General features: G+C 53.9%; 9 protein-coding genes. 6 read left to right on the top strand and 3 right to left on the bottom strand.

Going from position 1 to position 12,302, the window contains the following annotated elements; genetic code table 11:
- Nucleotides 1–58: 58 nt before the first annotated feature.
- Together ACLJRS_RS20960 and metB are read right to left on the bottom strand one after the other, a co-directional pair.
- Complete coding sequence (locus ACLJRS_RS20960; protein WP_410957895.1) at nucleotides 59–2,491, bottom strand: bifunctional aspartate kinase/homoserine dehydrogenase II; 2,433 nt, start codon at nucleotides 2,489–2,491, stop codon at nucleotides 59–61.
- Nucleotides 2,492–2,493: 2 nt separating this feature from the next.
- Nucleotides 2,494–3,654 (bottom strand): cystathionine gamma-synthase, encoded by a 1,161-nt coding sequence (gene metB / locus ACLJRS_RS20955; protein WP_000197213.1) that lies wholly within the window; start codon nucleotides 3,652–3,654, stop codon nucleotides 2,494–2,496.
- Between the two features lie 264 nt (nucleotides 3,655–3,918).
- Here metB and metJ point away from each other — a divergent pair, with 264 nt between their 5' ends.
- The 3 genes from metJ (at nucleotide 3,919) to ACLJRS_RS20940 (ending at nucleotide 7,346) form a co-directional block, all read left to right on the top strand.
- Nucleotides 3,919–4,236 (top strand): met regulon transcriptional regulator MetJ, encoded by a 318-nt coding sequence (gene metJ / locus ACLJRS_RS20950; protein WP_000852811.1) that lies wholly within the window; start codon nucleotides 3,919–3,921, stop codon nucleotides 4,234–4,236.
- A gap of 456 nt (nucleotides 4,237–4,692) precedes the next feature.
- Nucleotides 4,693–6,483: an aryl-sulfate sulfotransferase gene (locus ACLJRS_RS20945; protein ID WP_000899635.1), complete on the top strand. Its 1,791-nt coding sequence runs from the start codon at nucleotides 4,693–4,695 to the stop codon at nucleotides 6,481–6,483.
- Between the two features lie 200 nt (nucleotides 6,484–6,683).
- Nucleotides 6,684–7,346 (top strand): TIGR02117 family protein, encoded by a 663-nt coding sequence (locus ACLJRS_RS20940; RefSeq protein ID WP_000792788.1) that lies wholly within the window; start codon nucleotides 6,684–6,686, stop codon nucleotides 7,344–7,346.
- 45 nt (nucleotides 7,347–7,391) lie between these two features.
- Here ACLJRS_RS20940 and rpmE read toward each other — a convergent pair whose 3' ends face one another.
- On the bottom strand, nucleotides 7,392–7,604 hold the full coding sequence (gene rpmE, locus ACLJRS_RS20935) for a 50S ribosomal protein L31 (RefSeq protein WP_000715284.1): 213 nt from the start codon (nucleotides 7,602–7,604) through the stop codon (nucleotides 7,392–7,394).
- 203 nt (nucleotides 7,605–7,807) lie between these two features.
- Here rpmE and priA point away from each other — a divergent pair, with 203 nt between their 5' ends.
- The 3 genes from priA to ftsN all read left to right on the top strand — a co-directional run bounded on the left by priA (nucleotide 7,808) and on the right by ftsN (nucleotide 12,272).
- Nucleotides 7,808–10,006 carry a primosomal protein N' gene (gene priA, locus ACLJRS_RS20930; RefSeq protein WP_000109389.1) on the top strand — a complete coding sequence of 733 codons (2,199 nt, stop codon included), beginning with the start codon at nucleotides 7,808–7,810 and terminating at the stop codon, nucleotides 10,004–10,006.
- 154 nt (nucleotides 10,007–10,160) lie between these two features.
- On the top strand, nucleotides 10,161–11,186 hold the full coding sequence (cytR, locus tag ACLJRS_RS20925) for a DNA-binding transcriptional regulator CytR (protein ID WP_000841337.1): 1,026 nt from the start codon (nucleotides 10,161–10,163) through the stop codon (nucleotides 11,184–11,186).
- Between the two features lie 93 nt (nucleotides 11,187–11,279).
- Entirely contained in the window at nucleotides 11,280–12,272 is a 993-nt protein-coding gene (gene ftsN / locus ACLJRS_RS20920; RefSeq protein ID WP_000068798.1) for a cell division protein FtsN, read from the top strand.
- Nucleotides 12,273–12,302 lie beyond the last annotated feature (30 nt).

The following is a 12,302-nucleotide window of genomic DNA, read 5'->3' as shown; positions in this document are numbered from 1 at the left end:
AACGTATTGATGAGGGAGCGAAGCGCAACCCGGCGCTTCGCTCACGAACTTGCCTTTATTACAGCAACTGCGCCAGGCGGTTGATATCCGACTGAATCGCCCCGGCGGTCACATCTCGACCCGCGCCCGGCCCACGGATCACCAGCGGGTTATCGCGATACCAGCGGCTTTCAATAGCAAAGACATTATCGCACGGCAGCAGCGCCGCCAGCGGATGTTCCGGACGCACCGCTTCAACGCCGACGCGCGCTTTGCCATTGGCGTCGAAACGCGCCACGTAACGCAACACCAGCCCCAGTTCGCGGGCTGCCTCCAGACGCTGCACCATCTGTTCATTCAGCGCGTCGCCGTTTTCGAAAAAGTGATCGATAGACCCTTCTTCACAGTGCGCCGGCACCAACGATTCTACACGCACCTGATCCGGCTCGATGTCGTATCCCGCCTCGCGCGCCAGAATCACCAGCTTACGCATGACATCTTTTCCGGAAAGATCGACGCGCGGATCGGGTTCGGTCAGCCCCTGCTGCCAGGCCTGATCCACCAGATCGGTAAACGGCACCGTGCCGTCAAATTGCAGGAACAGCCAGGATAGCGTCCCGGAGAAGATCCCGCTGATCGAGAGAATCGTATCGCCGCTGTCAATCAGATCCCGCACCGTGTGGTTGATCGGCAATCCCGCGCCCACGGTGGAGTTATACAGCCAGTAACGCCCGGTTTTTTCAAACGCGTCATGAATCTGGCGATACTTATCGCTGGCGCTTGCGCCCGCCAGTTTATTGGCGCTAATCACATGAAAACCGTGGCTGGCGAAATCAAGATACTGATCGGCCAGTTGCTCGCTTGCTGTCACATCCAGCACCACTAAATCATCATACGGATGCGCACGCATCCACAGGAATAGCGACTCTTCGTCCTGCTCAACGGCTTCATCATCAAAGAATGCCAGCGCGCGGCTGGCGTCCAGCCCTTCATAATTCAACAGGCTACGGCGGCTATCCACCACGCCCGCCAGCACAAATTCAAAACCAGTACGCGCGGAAAGCGTGCTTTGTTCACGGGCAAATAGTTCCAGCCAACGGGAGCCGATGTTCCCCTTACCGAACAGCATCAGGCCAATGCGTTTTTCGGCGCGGAAAACAGACTGGTGCAGCCCCTGAATCAGGCTCTCAGTCGGGCCGGTACGCAGCACCGCCACCAGACTAATGCCCTCCTCCGACTGCCAGGTAAACTCCACTGGCTGACCTTTCAACTGCTGCCAGAAGCGATGGCAGTGTAGCGGATTGCGAGTGACGCCCGCACCGACCATCGCCACCAGCGCCAGCCCCTGCCGCAGGCGCAATTCGCCCGGCAGCCCGACATCGTCGAGGAGTTTCAGTACGCTATCCGCTACCTCGGCGGTATAGCAGAACTGTAATAACTGGCGATCGCGATGCACGCCCACTGCCAGCGGACGCGCCTGCGCCCGTTTTAAAATGTGGTCGAGCTCTTTATGCGCCAGCCTGAAATCCTGGCTGGCAGGCACCTGAAACTCAATCAGACAGATATCATCGTGACTGGTCACGATACGCGCGCCCGTCCCGGAAGCCAGCACCCGTTCAATTCGGGTTGACCCTTGATCCGGCGTGTAGCTACAGCGCAACTGCAAATCGATATCGCTGCCGGACACTGGCTGCAGTGTGCGGGCGTGCAGAACAGGCGCCGCCAGACGCGCCAGCTCGCTGGCTTCGTCCAGACGCAGCAACGGCAGCAGGCAGGCATCTTTCACTTTGCGCGGGTCGGCACTATAAACGCCCGCGACATCGCTCCAGATGGTCACGCGGGAAACGCCCGCCAGCGCGCCGATTTGCGTGGCGGAATAGTCGGAACCGTTCCGGCCTAACAGGACTGTTTCGCCGTCATGATTGCGGCTGATAAAGCCGGTCACGACCAGACGTTTGCCAGGATGCTGCGCCAGTAGCTGTTGCAATAAAGGATAAGATAGTCCTTCATCAACCTGCGGCTGTGCGGCGCGTTCGGCGCGTAAAAATGCGCGCGCGTCCAGCCAGGCGGCATCCAGCCCCTGCTGATTCAGGACGGCGGACATCAATCTCGCCGACCAAATTTCGCCGTGTCCGACGATCTCAGCATAGACGGCATCCGTTACGCCGCCGTCGAGCAAGGCGGCAAGACGTTCCAGATCGCTAATAAAAGCGCTGGTTAAATCATCTGCCGCGTCGGCGGGAAGCAGCCCGCTAATCAGATCGCACTGATAGCGGCGTAACGTCTGTAATACCTGATGCGCAGAAAGGCGATCGGTCTGGCTTAACTTGAGCCAGCTAATCAACTGGTTGGTGGTACTGCCTGCAGCGGACACTACCATCATATCGTCAGGCTGCGAATACTCCGCCATAATGCCTGCGACACGCAGGTAACACTTCACATCCGCCAGACTACTGCCGCCAAATTTATGCAGTTGACGACCTTTCGCCCCTGCCTGCGCAATCACACTCATGTTTACCCCTTGTTTGCAGCCCGGAAGCCATTTTCCAGGTCGGCAATTAAATCTTCGCCATCTTCAATACCGGTGGAGATACGCAGTAGCGTTTCGGAGATCCCGGCGGCGGCACGCGCCTGCGGCGACATACCGGCATGCGTCATGGTGGCGGCGTGAGAGATCAAACTTTCCACTCCCCCTAAAGATTCCGCCAGCGTAAACAGCGACAGCCCGCCCAGAAAACGACGCAGCGTCTCCTCATCCCCATCCAGTTCAAAACTCAACATTGCGCCAAAGCCTTTTTGCTGGCGCGCGGCAATTTCATGCCCCTGATTTTCCGGCAGCGACGGGTGATACAGTTTTTTCACCAACGGCTGGGTTTGCAGATATTTCACAATCGCCTGCGCGTTGCGCTGCGCCAGCTCCATACGCGGCACCAGAGTTCGCAAACCGCGCAGCAGCAGATAGCTATCAAACGCCCCGCCGGTCACGCCAATATTATTCGCCCACCACGCCAGTTCAGTGACCATTTCCGGATCTTTAGCAATCACCACGCCGGCCACAACATCCGAATGACCATTGAGATATTTCGTGCATGAATGCAACACCAGATCGGCACCCAACGCCAGCGGATTTTGCAGCGCTGGGCTTAAAAACGTGTTATCAACGACGCTCACTGCGCCCGCCTCGCGCGCCAGCCGACAGATTTTCGCAATATCCACCACGCGTAACAATGGATTACTTGGACTTTCTACCAGTACCAGCTTCGGTTTTTCTTCCAGCGCCGCCTGTAAGGCGCGTTCATCGCCCTGATCGACAAACCGCACACGATAACAGCCGCGTGTCGCCAGACTGTCAAACAGACGATAACTGCCGCCGTAGCAATCATGCGGCGCGACCAGCAGATCGCCCGGTTTGAGGAAAACGGTGGTGACCAGATGAATCGCCGACATGCCGGTATTCGTCAATACCGCGCCCGCGCCGCCTTCCAGTTCCGCTAATGCGCGCTGAACCACATCACGCGTGGGATTACCGCGGCGGGAATAATCATGCGCGCGCGGCTCATTGAAACCGGTAAAGTTATAGGTACTGGAGAGGTGGATTGGCGGCACAACGCAGCCGTATTGCTCGTCGTCGTTTAATCCGCTACGCACTGCGATAGTGGCCTGTTTACGCGTCATATGAAGATATTCCTGGCTGAGTCGGTGAAAGTCAGGCCACAGATTAACCACTACCACAATAGACGTCAATACATCTGGACATCTAAACTTCTTTGCGTATAGATTGAGCAAACCGCAAATAGCCGTTAAAATTATATGCATTAGCGCACATCTGCGACCGCTAACTTCGTGTCAGGGCCGCGCCACTACGGTAAACTACGCGCGATTATGGTCCGGGCTCAGGTTCAGACCTCAATATTAATGACGAAGAGGATTAAGTATCTCATGGCTGAATGGAGCGGCGAATATATCAGCCCATACGCTGAGCACGGTAAGAAGAGTGAGCAAGTCAAAAAAATTACGGTTTCCATTCCTCTGAAGGTGTTAAAAATCCTCACCGATGAACGTACGCGTCGTCAGGTGAACAACCTGCGCCACGCCACCAACAGCGAGCTGTTGTGTGAAGCATTTCTGCACGCCTTTACCGGGCAACCCTTGCCGGATGATGCCGATCTGCGAAAAGAGCGCAGCGATGAAATCCCGGAAGCGGCAAAAGAGATCATGCGTGAGATGGGGATTGACCCGGAAACGTGGGAATACTGATAGCAAAGCATGCGGTCAGAACGCCTCTGGCCGCGCTTTTTTAACGATTCCCCCTGTACGCGGCTATCTCCGACATTGTTCTAAACGTTTATCTTCCCGAATAGCCCTCGGTGGATAAATTTGTCAGACATGATAAGTTTCTCTTCGTTATTTTCCTGCAAAAAATTCCCGACATGCCATAACCGATATAATTTTATTATATTTAAACTTCCAATATTTATTTAATGTTTCACGTAGCAAAGCGTACATGAATAATAATACACCGCCATATATTTACTGAACAAATAGTATAACGATAAGTATTGTTAAAAAGACCATGGACACCTCATATTTGTGACCAACATCATTATTCCCCTCCGCGGATTGTTTTACTTTTTTAAATGTTTTTTCATCTCCGATAAATAAGAAGGTTAATATACATTCATTTTATCGATAATATCGAATGGGGAAATAAATATGTTATTTACAAGGAAAGTCTTACCTGTATTATGCTGCCTGTGTTTGAGCGGCAGCGTTTTGGCCTCAGGCGTTTTAGACCCAAACAGGCCAATGGTCGCATCAGCAGATGTCATTCCAGTACATGAAGGGCCATTAGGTATGGTCGATGTCGCTCCCTACGGCGGCGTTTTCCCATTAACAGCAATCATTAATAAAGCCAATCATAATGTACAGGACGTGAAGGTTACCGTTTTAGGGAAAGGGGAAAAAGGTATCCCGATCAGTTATGATGTCGGCCCGCAGGCTATAAATACCCATGACGGCATACCTGTGTTTGGCTTGTATCCAGATTATGTCAATAAGGTTAAAGTTGACTGGACTGAAGAAGGTAAAAAACAAACTTATACGTGGTCCATTTACGCCGCACCGGTATCATTACCCTCTACTACCGGGCAAACTGCCGTTCTTCCTACGGTAGAACCGGTTAAAGTCGATAGCTCGCTTAAAAAACGCTTATATCTTTTTAACCATATAACAGGGATGCCAAGAGCCGGCCACATTATGCATGTCGCAGGCGGCGCGGCGAACTGGGATTATACCGGTATCAACTGGATTAGCGATACGAATGGCGATGTTCGCGGCTATATGAATATTGATAAATTCCGTAACCAGGATGATATAACGCGCTTTGGTTCCATGATGAGCTTCCACCAGGTTAACGATGGCAATCTTATTTTTGGCCAGGGTCAACGTTACTTTAAATATGATTTCTTAGGCCGCGTTATTTCCGATAAACGATTGCCAAAAGGATTTATTGATTTTTCGCACGCCATTACCGAAACGCCGAAAGGCACCTACCTGCTGCGTGTCGCAAAAGAAAATTATCCATTAAATGGTAAATACACCATCAATACTGTGCGTGATCATATTCTTGAAGTTGACCAGAACGGCGATACCGTCGATTACTGGGATCTGCCAAAAATCCTCGACCCCTATCGTGACGACGTTATTCTGGCGATGGATCAGGGAGCGGTATGTTTGAGCGTCGATGCCGAACATTCCGGTCAGGTCATGACCAAAGAGCAGCTTGCAAAACAACCCTTCGGCGATATCGCGGGCTCCGGCCCGGGCCGCAACTGGGCGCATGTTAACTCCGTCAGCTACGATCCTCGCGACGACAGCATTATCATTAGCTCGCGCCACCAGTCTGCCATCATCAAAATTGGTCGCGATAAAAAAGTGAAATGGATACTTTCCGATCCATCCGGCTGGAAAGGCGAACTGGCGAAAAAAGTGCTGAAACCCGTAGACAGCAACGGTAAACCGCTAACCTGCGAAGCGCACCACTGCGACGGTGGATTTGACTGGACATGGACACAACATACCGGTTGGTTAGTGCCATCCAAAAGCACCGGAGGTAAAACCGTCGTGACCGCCTTTGATAACGGCGATGCGCGCGGCATGGAACAACCGGCCATGCCGTCAATGAAATATTCCCGCGGCGTGGAATATCAAATTGACGAAAAAAATATGACGGTTTCCCAAATGTGGGAATATGGTAAAGAGCGCGGTTTTGACTGGTACAGCGCCATTACTTCCGTCACGGAATATCGCCCGGAAACCAAAACGATGTTCATGTACTCGGCCACAGCGGGAATGAGCGGTACAAAACCGATCGTTTCCGTTCTGGATGAAGTCAAAGACGGTACTCAGGATGTGATGCTGGAGCTAAAAGTACACAGTAACCGTGCCGGTATGCTGGGTTATCGGGCGCTGATTATCGATCCAGAGCAGATGTTTAAAAAATAAAGCGAGATAGTAAAAGTAAAACAGGCGGAAGCTAACTTCCGCCTGAATGGTTAAAACGTATTGTAGTTATGACATTCGCTTTATTACCCTCGAAGAGGAATGCAAAAATATCAATGAATTACCAATCCGGCACCGACCCGATAAGCGCAGCGTCATTAGACAAACGCCACAACATACCGCGCCTTTGCTGGTGATATGTCATGAAAAATCTCTTTATCGCCTGGATAAGTTTATTGCTATATGGCTGCACAACCTTTCCACAAGCCGTAAAACCTACGACAGGCGGACAGCCCTCCCCGACGGAAATCTATATCGTCAGTCATGGCTGGCACACGGGAATTATTGCGCCGGCCCATGATGTTAATACCGTTCTGCCACAGCTTAAAAAACGGTTCGCTCAGGAGACGCAGTGGTATGAAATCGGCTGGGGCGATAAGGGCTTTTATCAGTCACAAGAAATAACCACCGCGCTTACGCTCCAGGCCATGTTCTGGTCATCCGGCGCGGTTATGCACATCGTCGCCTTTTCCGGTCAACCAGAACGCTATTTCGTCGGTAGCGAGATAAAATCACTGCTCCTGCACACAAACCAGCGTAACAGTCTGATGCGCTATCTGGGCCGCAGCTTTGCGCGTGACGAAGGGGGTAATCTGATTCCGTTAAAACAAGGAATTTACGGCGATAGCCAGTTTTACGCCGCGAATGGCCGCTACGGCATACTCAATACCTGCAATAAATGGACAGCGAAGGGGCTGGAAAGCGCGGGACTGACTATAAATCCTTCGTTAAAACTCACGGCAGGAAGCGTAATGAAAGCGATTACGGATCACAGAATGTGTCTGAACAAATACTGTTATCCCTAGAAAACAAAAAAAGCGCCCTGCGGCGCTTTTTTTTCTGGCGGTAACTTATTTGCTGCCAGGGATGCTGAAGCGCTTGTTGAAGCGCTCAACACGACCACCGGTATCAACAACACGCTGCTTACCAGTGAAGAACGGGTGGCATTTGCCGCACACGTCCAGGTTCAGGTCGTGACCCACGGTAGAGTGGGTTTTGATAACATTACCGCAAGAACAGGTTGCAGTAATTTCTACGTAATTCGGGTGAATACCTTTTTTCATGGGGAACCTCAGTGTAAGGCCGCGTCGCTCTTCCAGCCCTAACGCCAGACACCACGCGAAGTTAATAGTAAAGGGTTTGATGCTCACAACACGCACCAAAGGCGGCGAATCATACAGAATTTGACCACCGTATGCAAACTGATCCGCGCTCCCTTATCGTAATGTGTATACTACCCGACGAAATTTCAAGTCAGGAAGATGCTATGTCCGTCGCGCACGTTGCCTTGCCCGTTCCGCTTCCCCGAACCTTTGATTACCTGCTGCCGGAAGGCGGGGTCGCCAAAGCCGGGTGCCGCGTGCGCGTGCCGTTCGGCAAGCAGCAAGAGCGCGTGGGCATTGTCGTCTCGGTTAGCGACCACAGCGAATTGCCGCTTGATGAATTAAAATCGGTCATTGAAATCCTGGATAACGAGCCAATCTTTTCTCCCTCCATCTGGCGCTTACTCCTCTGGGCGGCGGATTACTACCACCATCCCCTCGGCGACGTTCTGTTTCACGCTCTGCCGGTTTTATTACGTCAGGGAAAACCAGCCAGCAACGCGCCCCTGTGGTATTGGTTCGCCACCGAAGAGGGGCAAGCCGTCGACATCAACAGCCTGAAACGCTCCGCCAAACAACAACAGGCGCTGGCGGCGCTACGGCAAGGAAAGATCTGGCGCTATCAGGTAGCCGAGCTTGATTTTACTGACGCCACGCTGCAAACGCTGCGGCGTAAGGGGCTTTGTGAGCTTGCCAGTGAAGCGCCCGCGTTTACCGACTGGCGGGAGCATTATGCCGTCGCAGGAGAGCGCCTGCGGCTGAATACCGAACAGGCGACAGCAGTCGGCGCGATTCACAGCGCGTCGGACGGTTTCTCCGCCTGGTTGCTGGCAGGCGTAACCGGCTCCGGCAAGACCGAAGTGTATCTGAGCGTGCTGGAAAACGTCCTCGCCCAGGGCAAACAGGCGCTGGTGATGGTGCCGGAAATCGGCCTGACGCCGCAAACGATCGCCCGTTTTCGCGAACGTTTTAACGCGCCGGTGGAAGTGCTGCATTCCGGGCTAAACGACAGCGAGCGTCTTTCGGCATGGCTGAAAGCGAAAAACGGCGAAGCGGCGATTGTCATCGGCACGCGCTCCTCGCTGTTTACGCCGTTTAAAAATCTTGGCGTAATTGTCATCGACGAAGAGCACGACAGCTCTTATAAACAGCAGGAAGGGTGGCGCTACCATGCCCGCGATTTGGCTGTGTATCGCGCCCATAGCGAGCAGATCCCGATTATTCTCGGCTCCGCCACCCCAGCCCTGGAAACGCTATGTAACGTGCGGCAGAAAAAATACCGGATGCTGCGTCTGACGCGGCGCGCAGGCAACGCCCGCCCAGCTCTGCAGCATGTGCTGGATTTAAAAGGCCAGCGTCTTCAGGCGGGACTGGCGCCCGCCCTTATCGCCCGTATGCGCCAACATCTCCAGGCCGACAATCAGGTAATTTTATTTCTTAACCGCCGGGGATTCGCGCCCGCGCTGCTTTGCCACGACTGCGGCTGGATTGCAGAGTGCCCGCGTTGCGATCACTACTACACGCTGCACCAGGCGCAGCATCATTTACGCTGTCATCACTGCGACAGCCAGCGTCCGGTACCGCGTCAGTGCCCCTCCTGCGGCTCCACACATATGCTACCGGTTGGGTTAGGGACGGAACAGCTGGAGCAGGTGCTGGCGCCCTTCTTCCCCGGCGTGCCGATCTCACGAATCGACCGTGATACCACCAGTCGTAAAGGCGCGCTGGAGCAGCATCTGGCGGAAGTTCACCGCGGCGGAGCACGCATCCTGATAGGCACACAAATGCTGGCGAAAGGTCATCACTTCCCGGACGTCACGCTGGTGGCGTTGCTGGATGTCGATGGCGCGCTTTTTTCCGCAGATTTTCGTTCGGCGGAACGCTTCGCCCAGCTCTACACTCAGGTTTCCGGCCGCGCCGGGCGCGCGGGCAAACAGGGCGAAGTGGTGCTCCAAACGCACCATCCTGAGCATCCCCTGCTGCAAACGTTACTGTATAAAGGCTATGATGCGTTTGCGGAGCAGGCGCTGGCGGAACGGCAAACGCTCCAGCTTCCGCCGTGGACCAGCCACGTCATTATTCGCGCAGAGGATCACAACAATCAGCAGGCCCCCGTCTTTCTCCAGCAGTTGCGTAATCTGATTCAGGCCAGCCCGCTATCAGACGATAAGCTGTGGATCTTAGGTCCGGTTCCGGCTCTCGCGCCAAAACGCGGCGGCCGCTATCGCTGGCAAATTTTACTTCAGCATCCTTCACGGATTCGCCTGCAACACATCATCAGCGGCACGCTGGCGTTGATCAATACGCTCCCGGAAGCGCGGAAAGTTAAATGGGTTCTGGACGTCGATCCGATTGAAGGATAGTCCTCACGATGCGAGGCGGATCGTAAAATTAAAGATCCATCACACTTTTTATGAAAATTCTGTAACCGCTTCCACGCACTATCTGATAAAAATGTTTTCGATGAGTGTTACCAGGGATAGATCTGCGCCAGCAGTTCCCAGGCGAGGAGAAAGAGTGAAATCGAACAAGCAGGTTACTGCCGCTACGATGAAGGATGTTGCGTTGAAGGCGAAAGTCTCTACGGCAACCGTATCCCGCGCGTTAATGAACCCCGATAAAGTCTCCCAGTCGACCCGTAGCCGGGTTGAACAGGCCGCGCTTGAAGTGGGTTATTTCCCGCAGTCGATGGGGCGAAATGTAAAACGCAATGAATCCCGTACGATTCTGGTGATTGTCCCGGATATTTGCGATCCCTTCTTCAGTGAAATTATCCGCGGTATCGAAGTGACCGCGGCAGAACAGGGGTATCTGGTGCTGATTGGCGATTGCGCCCATCAAAACCAGAAAGAAAAAACCTTTCTTAATCTCATCATCACCAAACAGATCGACGGCATGGTACTTCTCAGTTCCCGGCTGCCCTTTGACGCCAGCGTTGAGGAGCAGCGCAATTTGCCTCCGATGGTGATGTCGAATGAGTTTGCGCCGGAGCTTGAACTGCCGACGGTACATATCGATAACCTGACCGCCGCGTTCAACGCCATGAACTACCTGTTGGATTTGGGCCACAAGCGGATTGGTTGTATTGCGGGGCCGGAAGATATGCCGCTCTGTCACTATCGCTTACAAGGTTACGTACAGGCATTAAGACGCAGTGGCATTGTGGTCGATCCGCATTACATCGCCCGTGGCGACTTTACCTTTGAAGCCGGGGCAAACGCATTAAAGCAGCTGCTTGAGCAACCGTTGCCGCCTACCGCCGTCTTTTGTCATAGCGACGTAATGGCGCTGGGCGCGCTCTCCTGGGCCAAGCGCCAGGGTCTGAAAGTACCTGACGATCTGTCGATTATCGGCTTTGACAATATCGCGCTGGCCGAGTTTTGCGACCCTCCGTTGACAACCGTGGCGCAGCCGCGTTTTGACATTGGTCGCGAGGCGATGCTGCTGTTGCTCGATCAGATGCAGGGGCAAAATGTGAGCAGCGGCTCGCGTTTAATGGATTGCGAGCTGATTATTCGCGGTTCTACGCGCGCTTTACCCTAAAGTAAATAGCTTTAAGACTCACCTGTCTGGTCAAAGGCCCGCCGCTTCAGTAACATGACGGGCTGACGAACGAATAAATACAGCGAAACGATAGTGGCACAACGAGATTATGTACGTCGCGGCCAACCGGCTCCTTCGCGGCGCAAAAAGAGCACCTCACGGAACTCACGGAAGAAGCAAAGCAACATGCCTGCCGTCTCGCCGGCAATGGTCGCGATTGCGGCAGCCGTCCTTGTGACCTTTATCGGCGGTCTGTACTTCATTACTCACCATAAGAAAGAAGAGTCCGAAACGCTACAAAACCAGAAAGTCACCGGCAATGGGCTTCCGCCAAAACCGGAAGAGCGCTGGCGTTACATCAAAGAGCTGGAAAGTCGCCAGCCGGGCGTGCGTACGCCAACGGAACCGTCCGCCGGCGGCGAAGTCATGAACCCGAATCAGCTCACCAGCGAGCAGCGTCAACTCCTGGAGCAGATGCAGGCGGATATGCGTCAGCAGCCAACGCAACTTAACGAAGTGCCGTGGAACGAGCAGACGCCAGAACAACGCCAGCAAACGCTACAGCGCCAGCGTCAGGCGCAGCAGCAGCAGCAGCAGCAGCAGCAGCAGTGGGCTCAAACGCAGCCTGTTCAGCAACCACGCACGCAGCCGCGGGTAAACGAACAGCCGCAAACGCGCACGGTACAATCCGCCCCAGCGCAACCTGCGCGCCAAAGTCAGCCGCCGAAGCAGACGGCCTCGCAGCAACCTTATCAGGATTTGCTGCAAACGCCGGCGCATACCAGCGCGGCAGCGCCGAAAGCCGCGCCAATTACGCGCGCGCCTGAAGCGCCGAAGGCGACAGCAGAGAAAAAAGATGAACGTCGCTGGATGGTGCAATGCGGTTCATTCAAAGGCGCCGAGCAGGCAGAAAGCGTCCGCGCTCAGCTGGCGTTTGAAGGCTTTGACTCCAAAATTACCACCAATAACGGCTGGAATCGCGTGGTTATCGGGCCGGTTAAGGGTAAAGAAAATGCCGACAGCACCATTAACCGTCTGAAGATGGCGGGCCATACAAACTGCATTCGACTCGCCACCGGGGGTTGAAACCCTCAAAATCTCCCCCATCTATACTTG

This window comes from Salmonella sp. SAL00670 (assembly GCF_046552235.1).
Lineage (GTDB): Bacteria > Pseudomonadota > Gammaproteobacteria > Enterobacterales > Enterobacteriaceae > Salmonella > Salmonella enterica.
This window is presented reverse-complemented; position numbering and strand designations above follow the sequence as displayed.